This window comes from Paenibacillus sp. FSL K6-1330 (genome assembly GCF_037976825.1).
Classification (GTDB): Bacteria; Bacillota; Bacilli; order Paenibacillales; family Paenibacillaceae; genus Paenibacillus_AQ.
In genome coordinates, this window is sequence record NZ_CP150269.1 from 757,137 (window position 1) to 779,124 (window position 21,988).

A 21,988-nucleotide genomic window follows, 5' to 3' on the forward strand; every position below is an offset into this window, starting at 1 on the left:
GGTATTATGTCAAAAGCGAAACAGCTTATGGATGTCATCATGTATGCCAATGCCAAAAGGAGTTTTACCGCTCAGGAAGTGGCCGATGAATTCGGCGTTTCCGTTCGCACGGCGCACCGATATCTTACCGAAATCAGCGATATGGGCGTTCCCTTATATACGGAGCAAGGTCGGCACGGGGGATACCGTACATTGAAAAGTCGCGTTCTTCCGCCGATCTTATTCGATGAAGATGAAGTGTTTGCTATATTTTTTGCCTTTCAAGCCTTGAAGCGTTATACCTCGTTACCGTTTGAGCTGAATATCGACTCCGCCTCCCGCAAGCTGCTGGCCGGATTTCCGGAGGATACCAAAATGATGATCAGCCGTCTGGAATCGGTGCTGACGTTCTGGAGTCCAAGCAGAACCGCAGGGTCCCCTTATCTAAAAGATGTCATTGAAGCCGCTCTTCATCAGCGGGCTGTACGGATCAGCTATCGTTCCAAATCGGGCACGAGCGACCGGGAAGTGCTGCCGATCGGCGTTTATGCCCAGGATGGTTTATGGTATATGCCCGCGGTGGAGCACCAGAAGAAGGGTGTGCGTGTGTTCCGCATGGACCGGATGGAGTCTTTAGCCCTGACCGATCACACCTATGAGGTGGACTTTAGCATGCAAGAATGGCTCGAGGACTATCCCATTCGGGAGCCGGTTCGATTATATGCCGAGCTGACAAGAGAAGGGGCGAGACAGTGCGAGAGCATTCCGTGGCTGGAGAACGAGGTGGTCATGCAAGATGAGCACCGGGGCATTGTGGACACCATCGTAGATCGCAATGATTTTGAATATGTCGCTCAGGTCTTCCTGCGTTTGGGTATGGAGGCGAAAGTCATTGAACCTCAGGAGATCGTGGATATGCTGAGGGAGAAGGCAAGGAAGCTGAGCCTGCATTACGGAGTGGCGGATACATAGGTGCCAGGGTCACCTAAGGGCAGTAAGATCAAGTGGCGTGAAATGTTTGGAGTGAGATTCAGAGAAGGTTGATCAAGGATCAAGGTAGGTTAGCGAATCAGATGCCTGCACGCTTGGTATCCCATGATACAATGACAAATGATGTATCAATATATACATAAATTGATACAGTTTCCCTTACAAGGATCTAGGGAAGCCCTTCACAGGGGATATGAATATTGGCACGAGAAAGGAAGATGGATCATGAGCGCATGCATTCTATATATCGAGGACGACCGGGAGATCGGCGGGTGGGTCAGTGAATTTCTCAGGGATAAGGGCTATGAGGTGCGGTGGCTGCTAACTGGAGAAAAGGCCGTAGAGGAAGCGGCTCCGTGTGCGGTCGTTGTTCTGGATGTCATGCTCCCGGGGCTTGACGGTTTTACAATAGGGCAGCGCCTCAAAAAAGCCTATCCTGGACTGCCTATCCTGATGCTGTCGGCCCGCACCTCTATTGACGATAAGCTGCAGGGGCTTGAGTTTGCCGATGATTACTTAACGAAGCCTTTTCACCCGGACGAGCTGGCTGCCCGTCTGGAGGTGCTTCTGCGCCGGTCTGTCGTGAAATCAGCGGAGCCCATGAGAGTAAAGCATTTATCCGTATATGAAGCCGAGAATCGGATCGTGAACGAAGATACCGGCGAGGAGACGCTGCTGACCGGCAAGCAGTATCAAATCTTTATGTACCTGCTCCAGCACCAGGGGCGTGTCATGACCAAGGAGCAAATTTACGAATCGGTTTGGGGAGAGTCTTATATCGAGGGGGACAAGACGCTCATGGTCCATATCCGGTATCTGCGCGAGAAGCTGGAACGGGATCCCGCCAACCCGGAGATTATTGAGACGGTTCGCGGGCTTGGTTATCGGGTGAGGGCATGAGATGGAGAAGGAAGCAGGGCAGGTTCCGCAATTCGTTGACCAATCGTTATCTGCTGTTAATCTCAATGGCGATGATCTTCATGCCGATCATGTTTCCGTTAGCGTCGATTTTTTACTGGTTCGTGAATGATACGTTCTCGGATCGGCCGCCGGCCCCTGTCGGAAAGTATACCAGCGGTGCCGTGTTAGAGAAAATGTGGCATGCGGAAGCAGCCGGATTAAGCGGAGCCTCACCGAAGGTTATTGAGCAGAAGCTGAATTCGATACGGCAGGAGTATCCGGAAATCTCCATGTTCTGGGTGGACGGCAGCAATGAGACCAGGCTGCAGCTGCCTGTACAGTCTAACATTCCCGAGGTATGGAGCGCGCCCTATACCGTGCAGTTTATGAAAAACTCCCTGGATAGCGACCCGTTCACATCCGTCGCTTTTATCGGGGAAGAGGGATCGGGAGAAGGCTTTATGGTCATGCAGCTGCCGAGAAAATATATCAGCGTCCAGCAGCCCATTGCCAGTGAAACGGCGCTGTACGGCCTGTTCATGGCCTTGATGTCCGGCCTGTTCATTCTGGTCTCCTGGCTGTTCTTTGTGCGTATCCGCAAGCGGCTGCTGCGACTTCGCTTTGCCATGACGTCACCTCATACGGTGACAGGCATTCCGCAGCCGGTTACCTTAACCAAGCATGACGAGATTGGGCAGCTGGAGGCGGGCTATAACGATATGGTCATCCAATTAGAGGAAGGTCAGCGCCGCCAGCGCGAGGAAGAGGAGCTGCGCAAGTCGCTGATTGCCAATCTATCTCATGATCTAAGAACCCCCTTGACGGTGATTCGAAGCCATATTTTCTCCATGGAGCGGGAGCCGCTGAGCGAGAAGGGGAAGGCATCGTTGTCCCTCATCGAATCGAAAATTGCGGATTTAGGCGGTCTGATCGACAACCTGTTGTCCTACAACCTGCTCACCAGCGGCAGAGTGCAGCTGAACATGGAGCCGACCGACGTTCTGCGAATCGTCAAGGAAAGCGCAGCGGCCTGGTACCCCGTATGGGAGAAGGCGGGGATCGAACCCGATATCCAGGTGCGTGACGAACCGCTGAGTTGGAACGTAGACGTGCTGTGGTTCCGAAGACTTCTTGATAATCTGTTCCAAAATGTCGTCCGCCATGCCAAATCCGGGAAGTACATCGGAATACACACCGAGGAGAGAGAAGGGCTAAGGGGCGTGCTTGTCATTTCGGATCACGGACCGGGAATCGAAAGCGACTCCGGCAACAAAGGAACAGGCATCGGCCTGGCCATCGTGGATCACCTGACAAGGGAAATGGGACTTGGATGCCAAGTGGAAAGCTCGGATGAGGGAACGAGGATCCGCATCTGGAAGCGGTGAAGAATCAAGGGCTGGGCTATCAAGCATTATCTCTGGGATGGTTGAGGTCTAGATCGAATATATAAAAAGAGGAACCGGCATTTATAACGGTTCCTCTTTTTTGCTGTCTATAACAGAGACGGGGCACCTTCCCTGTAGGGCGTCCTCATACAATTGTTTTGCTCGAGTTTCACGAGCTCGTCAGTGAACCGGGTTCATAAGCAAGGCAGGCTACAGCTGCTAGGCTGCCTCTTGCACTCATGCAGATACACCAGCGGAGGGGACGGAATCGTTGCTGGAGAAGCGAAGCGTTCGCCTTTAAAACCGGGAAACCACCGCTGGGCAAATTCCAGTTTCTCGGTTTTAACAGCGATCGGAAGAACGATCCGGCCACGCAGCGCCTTAGCTGCACGAACTCACTCTTAGCTTCATGATCTGTAGAACTTCTCCAATGAAACAGACGTTTCAAAGAGACTTCGATAGCCGCATAGTTTTTTTAAAGAAAATTTAAACTTGAGGTCGACCGGCATTTAACCTTGGACATGTAGGATTTATACCTGAGGTGATGAACGTGACGGAACTCGTCATTCAAACGAAAGGCTTATATAAAATATACAAAAAGCGCGCAGCCGTTGTGGATTTGAATCTGGAGATCGCCCGCGGTGACATTTATGGCTTCCTCGGACCGAACGGTGCCGGGAAAACAACGACCATCCGCATGCTGCTCGGACTTATTCAACCAACGCGTGGCGCGATTCATTTGTTCGGCAAGGATTTGAAAAGCGAAAAAATGGACATTTTGCGCCGGACCGGATCGCTCGTGGAATACCCATCCTATTACGGCCATTTAACGGCCATAGAGAATCTGGAAGCCATTCGCCGGATTACCGGCGGGCCGAAGTCCCGCATCTCGGAAGTGCTGGAGATCGTCTCCTTGACGAAGGAAGCCAAGCGTCCGGTCAAGGGGTACTCCCTTGGGATGAAGCAGCGGCTTGGCATTGCAGCCGCCTTGCTGAACAATCCGGAGCTGCTCATTCTGGACGAGCCGACCAACGGTCTGGATCCATCCGGGATTCATGAAATCCGGGAGCTGATCAAGAATATGCCGCGCCAATACGGAATAACCGTGCTGGTATCCAGTCACCTGCTGGGTGAGGTTGAGCAGATGGCCGATAAAGTCGGCATCATCCGTGAGGGACGCATGGTGTTCCAGGATACGATCAGCAACCTGGTATCCACGGCGTCCAGCGGCTTCCGTCTATCGGTGTCCGAGCCGGAGTTAGCGCTCGGATTGGCGCTGGACCTGGGCTGTGAAGGAGTTCTGCGGAACCAGATGCTGGAGCTGGAAAGCATGCAGGACGCCAAGATCGCGCTGCTCGTGAAGCGGCTGGTGGAGAATCAGCATGCGGTGTACCGAGTGGAAGAACAGCGGAAGTCGCTCGAGGATATCTTCATGCAGATCGTAGGGGAGGGAAGCCGGGTATGATGTTCCGTGCGCTTTCCGCCGATTGGCTGAAAATCCGGGGCAAAGGCATTTGGTTTCTAGCTGCGCTCGGTCCCATCGGGCTGGCAGCGATGCAAGGGCTGAACTTCGGACTTCGCTATGATTACCTGATGAAATCCTACGCGGCCGATCCATGGGGCGGGCTGCTGGAGAACGTACTGTTTTTCGTGCCGATTGCCCTCTTTCTTGGGATCACGCTGGTCTGCTCGCTGATGGCCAACGTGGAGCATCAGCTGAGCTCGTGGAAACAGCTGCTCGCATTGCCTATTTCCAGAACGGCGGTATTCAGTGCCAAGTTCGTTCAGGCCTTCCTGATTCTATGCGTATCCTGTCTTCTTCTGTCGATCAGTACCGCCGTGCTCGGCATTATACTGGGGATGGGCGCAGATCAAATGCCGTATCTAGATCTGCTGCGCATCGGTTTTATGCAATTAATTGCTGCGCTTCCCATGCTGGCCTTTCAGCTGTGGCTATCATTGACGCTCAAGAACCAGGGGATCGCTGTCGGAATAGGTGTTACCGCCTCCGTTGTATCGATGTTTGCCCTGCAATTCCCCGATTGGATGCCGCTAAAGTGGCCGCTTCTGGCTTATTTGGGGCCGGGGGAAGTCAAGGTCATCGGAGCAGGTTTGCTGCTGGGCGCGGTGATAACATGCCTTGGCCTGATTCATTTTAACCGAAAGGATGTGGACTAAGATGGCATCCTGTATAAGAGCGGTGTCCGCAGAGTGGCTTAAGCTGTCAAAATCCAAATTGTGGCCGCAGATTTTCCTGTGTGCGATCCTGGTCATGCTGGTGGGCATATTAAATGGAAAGCCTGAGGAGCTGGCGCCATGGGAGCATTTAATCAGCATTATGATCATCCTGCATGCGATGCTGCTGCTCCCGATTCTGACGGGGATTTTTAGTGCCATGGTGTGCCGGTATGAGCATACGGGCGGGGGGTGGAAGCAGCTGCTCGTCCTGCCGGTTTCACGCGGCGCCGTCTATTTTGCGAAATTCTCGGTGGTAGCCATGCTGCTTGCCGTGGTGCAGTTATTATTCATGGGAGCCGTCCTGGGAGCAGGTTTGATCCATAAGGTGGAAACTCCAATTCCGTGGGAAATGCTGCTGCGCTGCGTGCTGGGCGGATGGGTTGCCTGTTTGCCGCTGGCCGCGCTGCAGCTTGGAGTCTCCACAGCCTGGAGCAGCTTTGCTGCTCCGCTGGCATTGAATGTGGTCTTTACCATACCGAACATGCTGATAGCCAACTCGCAGACATATGCCCCTTACTATCCGTGGACACAGCCGTTTCTTGCGATGATGCCGGCGGGTCAAGCCGATTTCGGTGCATTCAACCTGCCGTTTCAGAGTCTCATGACCGTCGTGGTTGGCGGGTTTCTTCTGTTCTTTCTCGCGGGCTTCATCTATTTTCAGCGGAAAGAAGTGTAACCCAGAACGAGAAAATCCGTGTTTTCATGTAAAAAAAGCTGCCCCGGGCCTTAAGGCCTTCTGGAGCAGCTCTTTTTCTGTGTTTTCTTAAGTGTGACGAACCCGTGGTTACGTTACTGAGGCAATTCTACCCACGTATATGGCGTGTCGGCTGCCTTTAATCCATACTCGATAATCGTGATGACAGCAATAGTTTCCGCTGAGTTGACGGCTGGCTTGCCCGATTCGAAGAAGTTCACCAGATTCTCAATGAACAAGGCGAAGAAATTCGAATTGGCGGTGACCTGCTTGAACCCCCCGGCGTCATTCTTTATCCCTAAGGTAAACGGGCAGTTCTCCCCAAGATGATTCACGGTGGCTTGACGCCCATCCCCAAAATCGATCAGCAGTGCGGGGGAGTCAGGCGTTCCGATGTACATCACCCGCTTCGGGCTGGCCCCCATCAGGCTAACGATCGGCTCGATCTGGTGGATCGAGTAATTGGCGAATCCACCGGGGCCCCAGCTGCTGATGGTTTGGATATCGCTCCGGTCCAGCTCCGTATATTCGCTCGCAAAACGAAGGGCCGACGTTGAATACATCGGCGTTCCATGCTGTGCCGCCAGATCGAACAGGCGGATAGCCGTGTCCCGGTCAGACGCGAACGTTTTATCAATATAGGTTGGTTTGCCGGATTGCAGCGGAAGCTTGGACAGCTCCTCATGGAATTCCGGGTTATCCGGGGACAGCACGATCAGGTAATCGCTGCGCTCCACCACGTCTTCGATCGTGGGCAGCAGCTCAATTCCATTCTCCTTGCTCCAGGCTTCGTTAGTGAGCCCGTTCTCTTTGTCTCTTTTGCCGTAGGCGTATACGACCTTCATGGCACTTTCCGTAGCCTGTTCAATCCAGCCAGGATATTTATTCGCATGGAATTGGTCCAGATGCAGGTCGATGAATCCGATTTTTTTCATGATAAAAGGTCCTCCCTGGCGTTCAAACTATAGGTTAAAGGCTGTTCTGGGCAACGGGCTGCAGCGAAACTTCCGAGCCTTGGTCGGACGAGTCGTAAATCGCCTGGATGATCTGGGAGGAGAGGATGACCGTATCGATATGCGAAGGCTGCTTCTCCCCGGTTTGAATGCAGCGGATGAATCCGTCGATTTCATTCTGGAACATGCTGCCGAGATTAAATTTCGGCGTGGTTTCGATCAATGCGCCGTCCTCCGTAGTGTAGAAGGTGAAGTCTGAGCCGTACTTCAGCCGGATGCCGCCTTTGTCGCCGAGGAAGTCGATGAACATTTCTTCGGCGCCGATATTTTGCGCCCATGCACCGTTCAGGGAAATGGTCGGGCCTTCGGTGCGGACGAGAGCCGTGACAAAATCATCGACGTCATATGTGCCGTCATATTTCGGTGGACCTGCCCACATGTTGAGGAAGGTGTAATTCTCCATATCTTTGCCCAGCTTGCAGTAGGCCTGCCCGGAGACGGTCTTCGGTTTCGGATCGCCCGTGCAGTACATCACAACATCGAGGAAGTGAACGCCCCAATCGATCAGCGCGCCGCCGCCGGCGATGGCCTTGGTCGTGAAGGCGCCGCCGAGTCCCGGGATCGAGCGGTGGGAACGGAAGCTGGCATATACGTGATACAGCTCGCCAAGATCGCCGTTTTGGATCATTTTTCTGATTCTGTTTACGCTTTCATTGTAGCGGTTGACCACCCCGATATTAAGCGTCTTGCCCGTTTCGTGTTGAACCTTCTGCATTTCCAGCGCTTCCGGGTAGGTGCGGGCGGCCGGCTTTTCGCATAATACATGCTTGCCTGCGCGTAAACAATCGATGGCGATGGAGGCATGGACGTCATTCGGCGTACAGATGGATACGGCATCGACCCCAGGATCATTCAGAATTTGTTGGTAATCCTCAATGGCTTGACCGCATTCGTATTTGGCGACGGCGGTTTCGGCCCGGTCCTTGACGATATCGCAAAAGTATTTGATCTCGGCGTCTTCGTTGGCCATATAGGCGGGAATATGGGCACTGTTCGCAATCGTGCCGCAGCCAATCACGGCAATTGTAATTTTGTTCATCGGTTCTCCTCCAAAGTCGTGGATTGATGATGCAGGGATTACATGAGCCTGACACTTGATTCTTCGTTATTGCTTGCCCCGAGTATAGCATGGGAACGATCGCTTCGATTTCACTATCGTGTTTATTTATTGGATTATCGTACCGGGGTGTTAGTCCACCGTTTTAAAAGCATTCTTTTTATAGTATGCGGGAGTCGTCCCCGTATATTTCTTAAAAATGCGGCAGAAGTAGGGAAGCTCGTTAAATCCGACCTTGAAGCACACGTCGGTTACCGTGAGTTCAGGCTCCGTGAGCAGCCGCATGGCCATCCGTATCCGGTAGTTGGCCAAGTATTGGCTGAAAGTCCGGCCTGTAACCTCCTTGAATCGGCGGCAAAAATTAGTCCGGGACATCATCGTCCGGGCACACAGATTCTCCAGCCATAGGGGCTGGTCGTAATGGTCATGAATATACTGGACTGATTCCAGGATGGGCTCCCGGTACTGGTCGCTACCGGCGGTGATCGATGTATGCTTCCCTTGCTCGGCATACTCGCGGTTCACGATCGCCAGCAGCTTCAGCAGATTGGCTTTCAGCAAAATATCAAAGAATGGGCCCCGGCTTCCGTATTCGGCCAGCATTTCGGTTAGGAGCTCCTTCACGGCGAGGTCGCTGCTGCCGGTCAAGGTAATTTTGAACGGTACGTTATCCTCGGTCGTAACAAAAGACTTGATGAAGGAAAGGTCGAACAGCTGCGTCTCGGTCGGCGTCTCATTCAGTCGTTCATTAATGAAGGCCGGCATGAATTCGCACCCCAGCACCTCCAGCTCTTTGCCCGGTATCATCTCCACGCGATGGACGCTATAGGGAGGAAGCACGAATATGTTGCCTTGGACCATCCGGTATTTTTGACCATAGAGCGTATGGATGAATTCACCTTTGCTGACATACCAGATCTGAAGATAATCGTGCATATGGTCGGACAAACTCCCGAACTTTTCGGTAATTCGGTACACTTTGCAGGGCAGGCCATTCGTCATTTCCAGCTCCGATGTAAAGTAGGCGATTCCTCTTCGGGTACACTCGGCGATATCCGGTGCCAACCAGTGAATAGCCATGATTCATTACCTCCTCATGCGCGTGTTGATCCTGTTATTAACAGCATAACTGATTAAGGACATGAAGGAAGTGAAAAATTGAAAAAGTTAATCGAATTCAAGGCGTTCAGGGAGAGAGACGGGAGGGGACGGTACGTTGTATTAGGCTAGGCTCATTTCTAAAGATCAAATCCTCTTTCGCGTGCGAAGATCAAGTTTCGTGTTGCAAAGAGCCGAGGCGTCCTGAAACACAGGTGCACAACCTCGGCTCTTTTTTGTTACGGGCAAAACTCCTTCAGCATCTGCTCCTTCACTTCATCAATGGGGAAGTGCTGGGGATACGTGGATATCATCAGCATAATCCCCTGCAGAGTAGAAGAAAAGTACAAGGAGCGCTTGTGCGGCTCGGGAACTCCGAGGCTTTCGAATATACGGCATTGAATCTCAAACTGTCGTGCAGCCTCTTCCACAAGACGCCTGCTGTAGGGGAACAACTCTTGATCCGCTTCGGGTTGGGTTTGAAGATGCAAGTAAAACCGGAATACTTCCGGCTGCTGATAGACGTTGTCGATGGCTTGCTCCAGAATAAATTTCAGCTGCTCTGCAGGTGCTTGGAGTGAAGCGGCATTCTCTATGACTTCCGCAACGCCTGCGATTCGCTCCTCAACCATGGCGGCCAGTAGCCCTTCCTTGCCTGAAAAATAGTTATAAAGCAGCCCTTTGGATATCCCGGCTTGCTTGGCTACATCACTAATGGAAGTGGCATGGTAGCCCTGATGGATAAACAAATCCATGGCGGCTTCTAAAATTTTGTCTTTTGCTATCTGGCGTATGCGCTCGTTCTCGCTGGGTGTGCGTGGCATGAAATCTTCATTCCTTCACAAATTTAGTGATATGGCGGGATAACTCCTCCGGATGCGTTAATGTGACCATGTGATCCGCTCCCGCGATGGTGGCAAAATCAATGCTCGGAACCCTCCGAAATTGTTCTCCTACCTGCTGGTTATCAGGCAGTTCATGATCTCCTATGATAAACAGCGTTTTGGCCGAGATATCCTGTAATCGCTCCATCGCCGGCGGCTCCGGCCAAATCGAGTCAAAGGTAGACCAGGTAAACGTGCGTTCAAAATGGTGCCGAAGCATATGGATCATAAGCTCCCGCTCGGGACGGTTTCTTGTAATTTCATAAGAGGGCGGCTCTATGCACAGCTCGATCATTTTCTCGATGTCAGGGGCAGCAGCGCTTACCCGGTGCATGTAAGTTTGCATTTCCTCAGAATAAGGAAAACCGGACAGGGCTGATGCAATGACAATCAGTTCCGATACTCTTTCAGAGGTTGTTCAAAAAGTCCGCTTTTGATCACGAAGAGAATCAGGAAGCAGCTCGGCATCGAATCTTGAATTCAGCCGGGCCTTCCGGTGCTCACGTACCCAAAACGTACGCTCCGCTCCTGACGTCCCTAGTTTCATCCAACCTTCTCGGTGCTGAAAACCGACCTTTTTGAACACGCATTTTCAGGATAATGGATCGCGAACTCCGTGGCAATCCGGCCGCCCATAGAATGTCCGATAACCGCAGCTTGCGAAATATTCAGATAATCAAGAAGAGACAACAGATCTTCAACATAGTTTGGCGGCTGAACGGGAGAGGGAGATCGTCCGGCTCCGCGGCCGTCAAAGGCAATCACGTAAAAGTTCTCGGATAAGAGAGGGACAAGATAGCCCCAATCCCGCATATCCGCTCCACCGCTGTGAACAAGTACGACAGGCTTACCGTTGCCGTGAACTTCGTAGTGCAGATCCAATTGAAAACCTCCATTCGATATCCAAGCATTTTGCATGGGTTGATGAGTTCATTTTAATATTCAATGAACGATCGGTCAATGAAAAGGTAAGGTCGAATCTTGAGATGCTTTTCGGAGCTGGGATCGTACGTGAATTTCGCTGTGAATTAATTCACTAATGTTAATTGTGAATTATGTTACAATCAAAAAAATAAACTTAGCGGATTAGGAGGAACGGACAATGGCTCGTTATTTTAACGGTAAAGAAGTGGAACTGTTGGCTCCTGCCGGAACATTCGAGATATTCAAAACCGTCATTGACGCAAACTGCGATGCCGTATATTTCGGGGGACCATCGCTAAATATGCGCATGATGCGCAAGGGCTATAACTTAAGTTATGAGGAAGTCAGAGAAGCTGTTCAATTGGCCCATGAGCGCGGTAAACGCGCCTACATTACAGTGAACAACCTGATGGATGAAGAGGACCTGGAGGAAGCGAAGCGTTACTTCGCCTTTTTGAACGAGGTTGGCCCGGATGCTATTATTGCGCAGGATCTGGCCGTGTTTCCCCTGATTCAAGAGATGAACTATACGAATATTCCGGTTCACTCCTCGGTCATGATGAACGTGCACAATCTGGAGATGATTGAAGCCGTCAAAGCATTGGGCGTTTCCCGTATCGTGGCTTCCCGCGAGATGGACCTGAAAACGGCGGAGGTGCTGCACGCTAAGAGCGGCATGGAGTTCGAGTACTTCGTGCACGGCGATATGTGCACCGTTCACGGTGCGAACTGCCTGTACAGCTCCATGCTGTTTGGCAACAGCTCGAACCGGGGACGATGCATGAAGCCTTGCCGCTGGGATTATCGGGTGAAAAAAGATGGATACCTCTATCCTACCGAGTACCCGCTTGCTGCAAAAGATATGTATATGTACGAGCATATTCCGGAGCTGGTCAAGTCCGGCATTACCAGCTTCAAAATTGAAGGACGCATGAGAGATACCGAATTTTTGCTGATGGTTGTTAATGCTTACGGAGATGCGATCGATCGTTACATTGCGGATCCGATAGGCTTTAACCGCGAAGCCGGGGCAGATACGCTGCATAAAAACCGGAAACGTGATTTCACGACAGCTTATGCTTTTGGCAAGCCGGGACTGGATTTCATCAATCACCGTTATGAAGGAACAGGCAAGTTTTACAGTACGGGAAAGGTGTTCAGCACACCTACCGCGGAACGCGAGATGAAGGAGGAACGGGTGCTTCAGGTGAAGGAATCGCTGCATCAAGCGAAGCGGGAGCAGCCGATCACGTCGATTCCGCAAATTACGGTCCATGTCAACACGGTAGAGCAGGCCCGTGCGGCAATCGAAGAAGGGGCGAACGTCATCTACCTGACAGGTGACGTGTTCCAACCGGATCTTCCATTCGGCCGTGAAGATATCGAAGCTTTGACGGCGGATAAAGGGAACACCGAAATTATTCTTGGCATGCCCCGCATGATGAATGAGCTTCATATGGAGCAGTATTATCAATTCCTCAGCGCAGGCAAGAAGCATAACCATTATGGTCTGGACGGCTTGCTTGCATCCAACATCGGTGCCATGCACAAGTTTCAATCCCTAGGGCTGCCGATGATTGCCGATTTCAGCCTGAATATATACAACCATATGGCGGCTTCGTTCTATCAGAAGCATTTTGGCATATCCAGAATCAATCCGTCGCTTGAGCTTCAGCTCCATGATTTAACGAAATTGCTGCGTCATCCGGAAATTCCAATCGAGTTCATCGTTCATGGCTCGCCAATCGTCATGTATCTTGAGCATGACTTATACGCCAATGCGGCCGAGTTCGAGCCTATTGCGGAAGAGGATAACAAGTTTGTGGATAACCGTCATCTCGTGCTGCTGACGGACAAAGGGGAGAACCCCGTATACCGGGATGCCTCGGGGCGTAACCACTTGGCACTGTCGAAAGAGCTGTGCAATATGCCGTTCTTGAAGGAGCTGCACGAAGCTGGCGTGAATCATTTCCGCATTGAAGGAAAGACGTATACGACGGAGCAGCTTCGCGGCCTGGTGCGGATATATCGCCAAGCTGCCCTGAATCTGGATTCATGCAGCAGGCTGTATGCAGACATGACACCGATCTATGCCGGTTATACACTGGGTTCGCTCCAATTCGGCCATGCCTTGCAGCTTGAACTCACGGAAGTATGAGATGAGCCTCGGAATCGAACATGAAGATTAACCTGGTGTGAGACTCAATTCATCTTGATATATTTCACAGTACATGGGAGAACGAGAACAATCTGAAGAGGTGAACATTTATGACGCATGAAGATCAAGCGTATATCGGCCCGGAGGCCATCGTGGCAAAACGACGGCAGTACGGCTACCCCTGCACGGCTAATTTCTACAAAGAGCCGCCTCAGATCGTCAGCGGAAAGATGCATAAACTTTACGGCCATGATGGCAAAGCGTATGTCGACTTCTTCACGGGGGTGTCGGTTGTCGCTTGCGGTCACTGTAATGAAGCCATTACTGCAAGAACAATTGAACAGTTGCAGAAGCTGCAGCATACGTCAACCATTTACCTTACCCAGCCGATGACGGATCTGGCGGAGCGGTTGGCAAACGGCGTTTTGCCTGGCAATCTAAAGCGTTCGTTCTTCGTGAACAGCGGCTCCGAAGCGAATGAAGGCGCACTCCTTCTCGCGCGTCTGCACACGAAACGTCGCAACTTTCTGGCGCTGGAACACGGCCTTCATGGCCGCACCTTCCTGACCATGAACGTGACCGGCATTCCGATGTGGCGTGCCGATGATTTCCTGGACCAGGAGGTGACTACGTTTATTCCGCGTCCTTATGATCCTGCCATGGATCAGGATGCTGCCGCTCGCCGCTCCCTGGATGCGTTGGCGAGTGTGCTCGCTGCGAAAGGAGACACCTTCGCCGCAATGATCGTAGAGCCGATCCAAGGCAACGGGGGAATGATCGTACCGCCGGATTGGTATTTCCATGAGCTGAAGATGATGCTGGAGGAGCATGGGATTCTTCTGATTGTCGATGAAATCCAGACAGGCTGCGGCCGTACAGGACGCATGTTCGCGATCGAGCATTACGGGATCGTGCCCGACATTCTGACCATGGCGAAGGCACTAGGCAATGGCGTGCCCATCGGCGCTTTCTCCACGACTGATGAGATTGCCGCCAGTCTAAACCGACCATCCGCCTCCACTTTCGGCGGCAACCCGGTGTCATCGGCCACGGCGCTTGCCGTATTGGATTACATCGAGCAGGAAGGTTTGGTCGAACGTTCTCTGCGTGTCGGCGGACGGCTCATCGATGGTTTGAGGGAGCTGCAGGGCCGATACGAGCTGATCGCCGATGTCCGAGGCAAGGGCTTTATGGCCGGGGCCGAAATCCGGGGAGCGACAGACGAGGAAAGCGCAGCATGGACGGATATCATTCTGGAGCGCATGAAGGAAGAAGGATTCATTATCGGCAAAAATGGCATCGGCCGAAACGTGCTGGCGTTCCAGCCGGCCATGATGATTCCGGAGGAAGAGATTGAAGCGATGCTCCGCGCCTTGGATAAGGTGCTGGCAGGGTTATCCCAAACGTAAACGAATGAGGTTGGATCCATGCAGATGATTTATAAAGTCGTTCATAAGACCAAAATGTTCGGAGAACTCGTGATGTTCTCCCACACGCTGTTCTCGCTGCCCTTTGCGATCATTTCCATGATCTGGGCCGCGGGCGGCGTACCGTCATGGCATGTCATGCTGTGGTCGTTGATTGCGCTGGTTGCCGCACGCAATGGGGCCAATGCCTTCAACCGGATCGTCGATATGAAGTTCGACGCCGCGAATCCGCGAACGGCGAACCGCCATATGCCGAGAAAGCTTCTGCTGCCTCGTGAAGTGTACGTGTTTGTCATCGTTAACTTTGCCATCTTCATTCTCGCGGCAGGGATGCTGAACCAGCTCTGCTTATGGCTCTCACCGGCAGCGATTATACTGATCTGCTCGTACTCGTACACGAAGCGCTTCACCTGGCTGTGCCATCTGTACCTGGGCTTCACGATTGCTTCGGCTCCGATCGGGGCTTGGTTTGCCGTAACGGGGCAATTTGCCTTCATTCCGTTTATCATCGGTACCGTTGTGATGCTGTGGATCGCGGGCTTTGATATCATTTACGCAACACAGGATATCGAATTCGATCGCAGCACCGGCTTGTGGAGCATTCCCCGCACGTTTGGGTTAGAGGGCGGACTGCTCATTTCCAGAATGCTGCACGGGATTATGGTCATCCTGCTGGTTTCCCTTTACTTTATCCAAGGCTTGGGCTGGCTCTACTTGACGGGAATTGCTGTCTCCGTGATACTGCTTGCCGTGGAGCATCGCATCATCAAGCCTTCCAGCCGCAGGCGGATGCATCTGGCATCCTATAACCTGAATCAGGTGATTAGTTTGACGATTCTGCTCTTTACCTTGGCCGACCAATTTTTGCTCGGATAAAAAAACTCCCTTCGACTGCCAGCCCGCATACACGGGCCATATGGCACTCAAAGGGAGTTTGATTTTTATTGACCGGCCTTTAAGATGGCAAAGCCATAGGCGGGCAGCTTCACGGTCAACTGGCCTTGCTTCGCACTAAGGCCTTCGCCGTTCCACAGGTTCGTCCACTGATGATCCAGCACAGGGACGGTCATTGTGTTGCCCGCCTTGTCGTTGTTGACGGCAATGAGGATCGTTTCGTTGTCGTCCTCGCGCAGGTACGCGATTTTACCGCCGTTCTTCTCGGCCTTCAAGAATTTGAAGGTTCCCGTACGGAGAGCGGAATGCTCTTTGCGGAGCTTAATCAGCGTTTGATAGAAATGGAACAGGTCCTTATCATGCTTGGACTCATCCCATTCCATGCATTTGCGGCAGCCCGGATCGTGCCCGCCGTCCATGCCGATTTCGTCGCCGTAATAGATACAAGGCGTGCCGAAATACGTGAACTGGAACATCGCGGCAAGTTTCATCAAGCGTTTGTCGCCGTTCGCCTGCGTTAACAGTCTTGCAGTGTCATGGCTGTCCAGCAGGTTGAACATCACTTCGCTGGCTTGTCTTGGGTAACCGGCAAGCTGTTTGCCAAGCATGAAGGAGAATTTCTCGGCATCGGCGGTACGATTGATGAAGAAGTCCAGTACGGCATTCGTGAACGGGTAGTTCATGACAGCGTCAAACTGGTCGCCTTCCAGCCAGATGGAGGATTCATGCCACACCTCGCCAAGGATGTAAGCATCCGGGTTGGCTTTTTTCACGACTTGACGGAATTCGCGCCAGAAGCTGTGCCCTACCTCGTTGGCTACATCCAAGCGCCAACCGTCGATACCCGTTTCCTTGATCCAGTACTCGGCTGCCTTGAGCAAGTAAGCTCGAACTTCCGGGTTCTCCGTGTTCAGTTTCGGCATCAGCGGCTCGAATGCAAAGGTATCGTAAGTTGGGATGCCATCCACCACTTCCAGCGGCAGGGAGCGAACGTAGAACCAATCCTTATATTTGGAGTTCATACCGTTCTTCTGCACGTCAACGAACGGCGCAAACGTTCTGCCGGAATGATTGAAGACTGCATCCAGCAAGACGCGGATTCCGCGTGCATGGCACAGATCGACGAGTTTCTTCAGCGTGTCCTTGTCGCCGAACTGCGGATCGATTTCCATATAGTCTTCGGTATCGTATTTATGGTTTGTTGTTGCCGTGAACAGCGGAGTGAAATAAATCGCGTTAACGCCGAGCTCGCTTAGATAATCGAGATGGTCGATAACCCCCTGAAGATCACCGCCGAAGAAGTTTTTCGGCGTCGGTTCGGCACTGCCCCAAGGCAAAGCGCCTTCCGGGTCGTTGCTTGTATCCCCATTCGCGAAGCGTTCCGGGAAGATTTGATAGAAGATCGCATCTTTGACCCATGCAGGCGGGTGAAAAACGTCATCCGGATTGATGAACGGGTATTCGAACAGGCGGTCCGGATTGGCCGGCGGCTCCGTCAGGAAGTCATATTCGGTCATCCAGCGTTTCTCGTCGCCCTGCTGGAGCAGGAAGCCGTATTTCAAGCGGCGGTAAGGAGGGGTTGCCTCGCACTCCCAATAATCGAACATTTCATCCGAGGACAGCTTGGTCATCGGAATGTATTCCATCGTCTGATCCCACAGGTACTTGTCGCCTGCGAGGGCGTACACCTCGGTAATGTCGCCTTTTTTGGTGCGGATTCTGAGATGGATGGTCGTACCGTTATAGGCATAGGACCAGTTTTTACGCGGACGGTGATAGATGGCTTCCAAGAACATCGATAATTCCTCCTTAAGTAAGTGAAATTAAAAAAAGGCACAGCCAGGACTATGAATAGCCGAGGTTGTACCTTTGTAAGATAACATTGCCTTTAAATTATGAGGTTTGGATCTGGATGACTATGAATTCATTCGTTATTTAAAAATATACCATGCGCTCTTGGCGTATACAAGCCCTATATCGAAGTTGCTAATGCTATGCAGCAGCCAGCAGCAGGATGCAGATTTTCAAGCGGGATTCTGCCGGCGGGGCAGGTCGTAAGGAAAGAGCGGGCGTTTGTTGTATAATATAAGGACAAGGATAAGCCTGACAGTGCAGATACGTATTATAGGAGGACAGTCACATGCAATACGACGATCAGATGAAAAACCGGATCAAGCGGATTGAAGGACAGCTTCGCGGCATTTTGAAGATGATGGAAGAGAACAAGGACTGCAGGGAGGTCATCACGCAATTATCCGCTTCGCGTACGGCGATCGACCGGACCATTGGCGTTGTTGTCAGCTCCAACCTGGTGGATTGTGTACGGCAGGCCGAAGCGAACGGTGAGGATACGGAGAAGCTTGTGCAGGATGCCGTTAATCTGCTCGTGAAGAGCAGGTAAACGTTTGAATAGCAGGCAGGGTGAAGGTCTGGATGAACCGCTCCCCTCAGGTATCCGACTCATGATGGAACCGCTTGAATTTAGCGGAACCCTCGAAATTGAACATGCACCTGAACGCGAAAGGATCACCTGCCGTTAAGGGGTCTGGCAAGGGCTGGGAAATTTGTAAACGGACAAAATGGGTAAAGATAAGATGATGGTTTTTCTTAAAGGAGGGTACTCAGATGTCTGTGAACGAACAAATTATACTAGCCAAAAGGCCGCAAGGCATGCCGGATGAGTCGGATTTTACCTTTGAGGAGCAGCCTTTGCCCGTTCCGCAAGCTGGAGAAGTCCTGGTACGGACCGTATACTTGTCGGTGGATCCGTATATGCGGGGCAGAATGAGTGATGCCAAAAGTTACGCGAAGCCCTACGAGGTAGGACAGGTTATCGCTGGAGGCGCAGTAGGGCAGGTGATGGAATCGACGGACCCGACCTATCGGGAAGGCGATTTTGTTGCAGGAACATGGGGCTGGCAGCGCTTTGCCGCCGTGCGGACCGGAACACTGCGTAAGGTCAACCCGGATCTGGCACCCGTATCGACCGCCTTGGGTGTGCTGGGGATGACCGGTTTGACTGCCTATTTCGGACTGCTGGATATCGGTCAGCCGAAGGAAGGCGAGACGGTGGTGATATCGGGTGCCGCAGGCGCCGTAGGCATGATTGTCGGGCAGATTGCCAAGATCAAAGGAACCCGGGTGATCGGTATTGCCGGTTCTGAAGAGAAAACCAAGTACCTGACGGAGAAGCTGGGGTTTGATGCAGCGATCAATTACCGGACCGAAGATCTGGCATCGGCTTTAGCGGAAGCTTGCCCGAATGGGGTGGACGTCTATTTTGACAATGTCGGCGGTGAGGTTTCCGATGCGGTGCTGCGTCTTATCAACAAAAATGCACGGATTCCGATTTGCGGCCAAATTGCACTCTATAACCTGGAGAAACCCGATACGGGTCCGAGAATCCAGAGCCTGCTGCTGACCAATACGGCACTGATGAAGGGCTTCCTGGTCGGCGACTACGCCAGTCGGTACAATGAGGCATTGCATGAACTGGCCGAATGGCTGAGGGATGGTAAAATTCAGTACGCCGAACATATCGTCGACGGTTTCGAGAAGACCATTGAGGCGTTTCTGGGGCTCTTCTCCGGGGAGAATCTCGGGAAGCAGCTGGTGAAGGTAAGCGAAGAGCAAAGCTAGTCTTTTGACAGACAAAAAATAAAAGAGTGTCGAATTTACGCACTTCGCAAGCCTCCGCATACGGGAGCTCTGCGAGCGGAAGGGTCATAGCCTTCCGGCTTGCGTGATCATCGGCACTCTTTTTTTGCGCAGAAACGAAGTGGTCGCCTTTGCCCCCGGATTTTTAACCATGATATGAATGTATCGAAGAAATCTGGGGGCAACAGCGATCGGAAGAATAATCCGCATTCGTAATGATGCTTAGGCTAAGAATCTTTAGTTCAACTTATATAGTTAACGATGGAACATGTCCGCTATATAGCCGCTTCTGGTGTCGTAAATTGCTGATACTGGCGATACATCGAAATGCGCCAGTGGACAATCATGCCGTAAGCCAGCATGAAGAACAACGCCGCGGTCTGCGGGATGGAAATATGCTGCTCGATATATCCGTGGAGCAGAAGCCGGATTGCCAGCAGGCCGAGCAGAATGTAAATAAAGCTTTTCGATTTCTGCATGAAAATCTGGCCATCGACCTTCTCGAATTTGGTGCTGCGAATCAGTGGATAGGAGAAGATGAACCAGCCTACCAGAAAGGCAATACCCGCCCACCATATGGGGATGCGTACTTGCGGCTCAACGAACATCAGAAACCCGGTGCTCATGGCAACGGGAGGGATGATGATCTTCTTGACGGTGACGGGGCGGTGACTCGCTTTCATTCGAATGAAAATAACGGTCAGTGCCATAACCAGCATCACAATCGTAGAGCCTATCTGAAGAATTGGGGAATCGAAATTAACCACAATTCAGAACCTCTTTCCATAAATAAAATGACATGACAATGTGCTGCCTTCTGATTATAGCACATTCTGATGCCAGGCAAAATCAGGCAGGTGCGGGAGGAGCAGCGCTATTAGCACCAGCTGTCTTTAAGGCTGGAGTCCATCGATGAAAATCCGGATCATAAAATCCAAGCTTTCATCTACATCCAAATCCATGGCGAATTGACCCCCACGTTCCAGAGATGAGAAGCCATGGCACAGGCTGCGAAGTGTCCGCACAGCATGCAGCGCCTCCGGCTCACTGAGCTGGTAAGGAGCTAAGATTTGGAGCAGAAGCTCGACAATCTGATTGCCTACTTGCTGCGTCTCCTGCTGTTCCGGACGGAGAGGCTGCAATGCGGCTTCGTATAATCCGGGGTGAGATCTGGCAAAGTCAACATAGGTAAGGCATACAAAACGCAGGGCATCTTCGCCTGACCGGCCGGCGACAGCCTTCAGCAGCCGATCATGCAATGTCTGGAGGCCATACAGCATAAGGGCGGCATGCAGACCGGGCAGTCCGTCTACGTGGTTATACAGGGAAGGCGACCGAACGCCCAGCTTACCTGCAAGTGCGACCAAGGTTACGGTATGAAGCCCATCCTGATCCGCTAGTTCGGCAGCGGTTTGAAGCAGTTGAAGCCGGTCAATTCCGGGTCTCGGACTCATTTTGCATTCCTCCTCATAATAGATTCCGCATGCGCAACGGCCTGCTGCATGGGAGCCGCCGGATTCTTTAGCATCCGTCCATGGCCGACAGCCAGAACGGCGGGCTTCCGTGCGGTTAGCATTTTGGCGCTTTCCAGAGCCAGATCCTTGCTCCAGGTTGCCAGGGCAGGGAAGGGAAACCAGGGCTTGAACACACCGGATACGGCTAATCCGCCCCGTGTCTGCCAAGCATCGCCGGCAATCAGGATACCGCTGCGCTCATCAAGGAATGCCATATGCCCCGGCGTATGTCCGGGAGTGGCGATGGCCTTGAGCGAACCAACGGATTCCCCGTCACCCAGAAGCACATCCGGAACGGTGGTTATGTTCTTGGGAATATCTCCGCGAATCGGAGTTTGCAGCTCTCCAGGTTGGAGCTCGGCATTTCCCTTTAGCAGCAGTGCATCACGCCGCGAGATGTAAACCGAAGCATGCGGAAGCTCTTTCTTTAACCCGTCGAGCGCCCCGACATGGTCGCCGTGAGCATGGGTCAGCACGATCCGGGTGATGGGCTTTCCTATAGCGGAGGCCGCTTGAAGAATTCCCTTTTGGGAAAATGACATGCCTGTATCAATCAGCGTAACCCCGTCGTTTTCTTCTACAAGATAGACATTTACCGGGAAAAGACGAGGAAGAAAAGAAATTTGAGTTACGTGTTCAATCGTTGTTATTAACATAATACAATTCCCCTCTCATTCAAAACTAATCATATTAGTATAATAACTAATGATATTAGTTTTATCAAGCCTGAATTTTAACATTTTCATGAATAGGCTTGTTTACCCCCTAAAATTTTTATAAATTTACCAAATTTTGAGTGCAATTTTCATCATTTTGAGTTACCATAAAGATAGATATACGGAAAAAATTGTAGATTATTGAGATAAAGGGTGAGGGGCGGACGACATGGATATTTTCAAACGCATCGTACTTCTGATGGTGATGTATGCCTTCTCCGCGGTACTTCTGTATGTAGCCAGTCAGCACACGCCATATCTGCTTCCTGTCATCTGGCTTTCTGCGCTTATGCTGCTGTTATGCGGCATCGGATATCTAGGATACCATTACTTTTTTAAAGGACGCAGAAAACGAAGTTAATCGAGAGATACGTTCAAGTCTGCCTGCCAGGGCGGACTTTTTTTGTGTGGAAAATAAAAAAACCGTTTGAATCGCTTCGCAGTCTTATATACAGAGATG

At 51.8% G+C, this 21,988-nt stretch carries 21 protein-coding genes and 1 pseudogene; 12 read left to right on the forward strand and 10 right to left on the reverse strand.

Features of this window, described 5'->3' with window-relative positions; translation table 11 throughout:
* The first annotated feature begins 6 nt into the window (after window positions 1–6).
* The 6 genes from NYE54_RS03300 (at window position 7) to NYE54_RS03325 (ending at window position 6,168) form a co-directional block, all read left to right on the forward strand.
* Complete coding sequence (locus NYE54_RS03300; RefSeq protein ID WP_339270000.1) at window positions 7–951, forward strand: YafY family protein; 945 nt, start codon at window positions 7–9, stop codon at window positions 949–951.
* Window positions 952–1,194: 243 nt separating this feature from the next.
* Complete coding sequence (locus NYE54_RS03305) at window positions 1,195–1,869, forward strand: response regulator transcription factor (protein ID WP_339270002.1); 675 nt, start codon at window positions 1,195–1,197, stop codon at window positions 1,867–1,869.
* Window positions 1,866–3,254, forward strand: coding sequence for a HAMP domain-containing sensor histidine kinase (locus NYE54_RS03310; protein ID WP_339270004.1), 1,389 nt, complete (start codon window positions 1,866–1,868; stop codon window positions 3,252–3,254). The genes NYE54_RS03305 and NYE54_RS03310 overlap by 4 nt, the downstream gene beginning before the upstream one ends.
* A 550-nt stretch (window positions 3,255–3,804) precedes the next feature.
* Complete coding sequence (locus tag NYE54_RS03315; protein ID WP_339273380.1) at window positions 3,805–4,719, forward strand: ABC transporter ATP-binding protein; 915 nt, start codon at window positions 3,805–3,807, stop codon at window positions 4,717–4,719.
* On the forward strand, window positions 4,716–5,432 hold the full coding sequence (locus NYE54_RS03320; RefSeq protein WP_339270006.1) for an ABC transporter permease: 717 nt from the start codon (window positions 4,716–4,718) through the stop codon (window positions 5,430–5,432). The genes NYE54_RS03315 and NYE54_RS03320 overlap by 4 nt, the downstream gene beginning before the upstream one ends.
* A 1-nt stretch (window position 5,433) precedes the next feature.
* On the forward strand, window positions 5,434–6,168 hold the full coding sequence (locus tag NYE54_RS03325; RefSeq protein ID WP_339270008.1) for an ABC transporter permease: 735 nt from the start codon (window positions 5,434–5,436) through the stop codon (window positions 6,166–6,168).
* Window positions 6,169–6,281: 113 nt separating this feature from the next.
* Here NYE54_RS03325 and NYE54_RS03330 read toward each other — a convergent pair whose 3' ends face one another.
* The 6 genes and pseudogenes from NYE54_RS03330 to NYE54_RS03355 form a co-directional block, all read right to left on the reverse strand.
* Complete coding sequence (locus tag NYE54_RS03330) at window positions 6,282–7,121, reverse strand: hypothetical protein (RefSeq protein WP_339270010.1); 840 nt, start codon at window positions 7,119–7,121, stop codon at window positions 6,282–6,284.
* A 34-nt stretch (window positions 7,122–7,155) separates the two neighbouring features.
* Entirely contained in the window at window positions 7,156–8,238 is a 1,083-nt protein-coding gene (locus NYE54_RS03335; protein ID WP_339270012.1) for a Gfo/Idh/MocA family oxidoreductase, read from the reverse strand.
* Between the two features lie 150 nt (window positions 8,239–8,388).
* On the reverse strand, window positions 8,389–9,336 hold the full coding sequence (locus NYE54_RS03340) for an AraC family transcriptional regulator (RefSeq protein ID WP_339270014.1): 948 nt from the start codon (window positions 9,334–9,336) through the stop codon (window positions 8,389–8,391).
* A 257-nt stretch (window positions 9,337–9,593) separates the two neighbouring features.
* On the reverse strand, window positions 9,594–10,178 hold the full coding sequence (locus NYE54_RS03345; RefSeq protein WP_076322282.1) for a TetR/AcrR family transcriptional regulator: 585 nt from the start codon (window positions 10,176–10,178) through the stop codon (window positions 9,594–9,596).
* 7 nt (window positions 10,179–10,185) lie between these two features.
* Window positions 10,186–10,572 (reverse strand): hypothetical protein, encoded by a 387-nt coding sequence (locus NYE54_RS03350; RefSeq protein ID WP_339270016.1) that lies wholly within the window; start codon window positions 10,570–10,572, stop codon window positions 10,186–10,188.
* A gap of 257 nt (window positions 10,573–10,829) precedes the next feature.
* Window positions 10,830–11,120 (reverse strand): annotated as a pseudogene (locus NYE54_RS03355) (alpha/beta hydrolase); the annotation flags it as partial.
* Window positions 11,121–11,340: 220 nt separating this feature from the next.
* Here NYE54_RS03355 and NYE54_RS03360 point away from each other — a divergent pair.
* The 3 genes from NYE54_RS03360 to NYE54_RS03370 all read left to right on the forward strand — a co-directional run bounded on the left by NYE54_RS03360 (window position 11,341) and on the right by NYE54_RS03370 (window position 15,623).
* Entirely contained in the window at window positions 11,341–13,320 is a 1,980-nt protein-coding gene (locus tag NYE54_RS03360) for a U32 family peptidase (protein ID WP_339270018.1), read from the forward strand.
* Between the two features lie 110 nt (window positions 13,321–13,430).
* Window positions 13,431–14,729 carry an aspartate aminotransferase family protein gene (locus NYE54_RS03365; RefSeq protein ID WP_339270019.1) on the forward strand — a complete coding sequence of 433 codons (1,299 nt, stop codon included), beginning with the start codon at window positions 13,431–13,433 and terminating at the stop codon, window positions 14,727–14,729.
* A gap of 18 nt (window positions 14,730–14,747) precedes the next feature.
* Window positions 14,748–15,623, forward strand: a complete 876-nt coding sequence (locus tag NYE54_RS03370; protein ID WP_339270021.1) for a UbiA-like polyprenyltransferase — start codon at window positions 14,748–14,750, stop codon at window positions 15,621–15,623.
* A 65-nt stretch (window positions 15,624–15,688) separates the two neighbouring features.
* Here the strand turns inward: NYE54_RS03370 and NYE54_RS03375 are convergent, their stop codons facing one another.
* Window positions 15,689–17,437 (reverse strand): alpha-glycosidase, encoded by a 1,749-nt coding sequence (locus NYE54_RS03375; protein WP_339270023.1) that lies wholly within the window; start codon window positions 17,435–17,437, stop codon window positions 15,689–15,691.
* Between the two features lie 344 nt (window positions 17,438–17,781).
* Here NYE54_RS03375 and NYE54_RS03380 point away from each other — a divergent pair, with 344 nt between their 5' ends.
* Together NYE54_RS03380 and NYE54_RS03385 are read left to right on the forward strand one after the other, a co-directional pair.
* Window positions 17,782–18,042 carry a metal-sensitive transcriptional regulator gene (locus NYE54_RS03380; RefSeq protein WP_076322276.1) on the forward strand — a complete coding sequence of 87 codons (261 nt, stop codon included), beginning with the start codon at window positions 17,782–17,784 and terminating at the stop codon, window positions 18,040–18,042.
* Between the two features lie 224 nt (window positions 18,043–18,266).
* Window positions 18,267–19,280: an NADP-dependent oxidoreductase gene (locus NYE54_RS03385; protein WP_339270024.1), complete on the forward strand. Its 1,014-nt coding sequence runs from the start codon at window positions 18,267–18,269 to the stop codon at window positions 19,278–19,280.
* A gap of 293 nt (window positions 19,281–19,573) precedes the next feature.
* Here NYE54_RS03385 and NYE54_RS03390 read toward each other — a convergent pair whose 3' ends face one another.
* From NYE54_RS03390 to NYE54_RS03400, 3 genes are all read right to left on the reverse strand, one after another.
* Complete coding sequence (locus NYE54_RS03390) at window positions 19,574–20,065, reverse strand: cytochrome c biogenesis protein CcdC (protein ID WP_076322275.1); 492 nt, start codon at window positions 20,063–20,065, stop codon at window positions 19,574–19,576.
* Between the two features lie 126 nt (window positions 20,066–20,191).
* Entirely contained in the window at window positions 20,192–20,752 is a 561-nt protein-coding gene (locus NYE54_RS03395; RefSeq protein ID WP_339270026.1) for a WHG domain-containing protein, read from the reverse strand.
* The gene (locus tag NYE54_RS03400; RefSeq protein ID WP_339270028.1) at window positions 20,749–21,468 is read right to left on the reverse strand and encodes an MBL fold metallo-hydrolase; all 720 of its coding nucleotides are present in this window, start codon (window positions 21,466–21,468) and stop codon (window positions 20,749–20,751) included. The genes NYE54_RS03395 and NYE54_RS03400 overlap by 4 nt, the downstream gene beginning before the upstream one ends.
* A 229-nt stretch (window positions 21,469–21,697) precedes the next feature.
* Between NYE54_RS03400 and NYE54_RS03405 the strand changes: the two genes are divergently transcribed.
* The gene (locus NYE54_RS03405) at window positions 21,698–21,889 is read left to right on the forward strand and encodes a hypothetical protein (protein WP_076322272.1); all 192 of its coding nucleotides are present in this window, start codon (window positions 21,698–21,700) and stop codon (window positions 21,887–21,889) included.
* Window positions 21,890–21,988 lie beyond the last annotated feature (99 nt).

What these genes read in the sequence shown, in the direction of transcription:
- NYE54_RS03375 (WP_339270023.1), bottom strand. Translation starts at nt 17,437, where the DNA reads ATGTTCTTGGAAGCCATCTATCACCGTCCGCGTAAAAACTGGTCCTAT.
- NYE54_RS03395 (WP_339270026.1), bottom strand. Translation starts at nt 20,752, where the DNA reads ATGAGTCCGAGACCCGGAATTGACCGGCTTCAACTGCTTCAAACCGCT.
- NYE54_RS03330 (WP_339270010.1), bottom strand. Translation starts at nt 7,121, where the DNA reads ATGAAAAAAATCGGATTCATCGACCTGCATCTGGACCAATTCCATGCG.
- NYE54_RS03365 (WP_339270019.1), top strand. Translation starts at nt 13,431, where the DNA reads ATGACGCATGAAGATCAAGCGTATATCGGCCCGGAGGCCATCGTGGCA.
- NYE54_RS03340 (WP_339270014.1), bottom strand. Translation starts at nt 9,336, where the DNA reads ATGGCTATTCACTGGTTGGCACCGGATATCGCCGAGTGTACCCGAAGA.
- NYE54_RS03360 (WP_339270018.1), top strand. Translation starts at nt 11,341, where the DNA reads ATGGCTCGTTATTTTAACGGTAAAGAAGTGGAACTGTTGGCTCCTGCC.
- NYE54_RS03345 (WP_076322282.1), bottom strand. Translation starts at nt 10,178, where the DNA reads ATGCCACGCACACCCAGCGAGAACGAGCGCATACGCCAGATAGCAAAA.
- NYE54_RS03400 (WP_339270028.1), bottom strand. Translation starts at nt 21,468, where the DNA reads ATGTTAATAACAACGATTGAACACGTAACTCAAATTTCTTTTCTTCCT.
- NYE54_RS03370 (WP_339270021.1), top strand. Translation starts at nt 14,748, where the DNA reads ATGCAGATGATTTATAAAGTCGTTCATAAGACCAAAATGTTCGGAGAA.
- NYE54_RS03380 (WP_076322276.1), top strand. Translation starts at nt 17,782, where the DNA reads ATGCAATACGACGATCAGATGAAAAACCGGATCAAGCGGATTGAAGGA.
- NYE54_RS03325 (WP_339270008.1), top strand. Translation starts at nt 5,434, where the DNA reads ATGGCATCCTGTATAAGAGCGGTGTCCGCAGAGTGGCTTAAGCTGTCA.
- NYE54_RS03320 (WP_339270006.1), top strand. Translation starts at nt 4,716, where the DNA reads ATGATGTTCCGTGCGCTTTCCGCCGATTGGCTGAAAATCCGGGGCAAA.
- NYE54_RS03335 (WP_339270012.1), bottom strand. Translation starts at nt 8,238, where the DNA reads ATGAACAAAATTACAATTGCCGTGATTGGCTGCGGCACGATTGCGAAC.
- NYE54_RS03305 (WP_339270002.1), top strand. Translation starts at nt 1,195, where the DNA reads ATGAGCGCATGCATTCTATATATCGAGGACGACCGGGAGATCGGCGGG.
- NYE54_RS03350 (WP_339270016.1), bottom strand. Translation starts at nt 10,572, where the DNA reads ATGCACCGGGTAAGCGCTGCTGCCCCTGACATCGAGAAAATGATCGAG.
- NYE54_RS03405 (WP_076322272.1), top strand. Translation starts at nt 21,698, where the DNA reads ATGGATATTTTCAAACGCATCGTACTTCTGATGGTGATGTATGCCTTC.
- NYE54_RS03310 (WP_339270004.1), top strand. Translation starts at nt 1,866, where the DNA reads ATGAGATGGAGAAGGAAGCAGGGCAGGTTCCGCAATTCGTTGACCAAT.
- NYE54_RS03300 (WP_339270000.1), top strand. Translation starts at nt 7, where the DNA reads ATGTCAAAAGCGAAACAGCTTATGGATGTCATCATGTATGCCAATGCC.
- NYE54_RS03385 (WP_339270024.1), top strand. Translation starts at nt 18,267, where the DNA reads ATGTCTGTGAACGAACAAATTATACTAGCCAAAAGGCCGCAAGGCATG.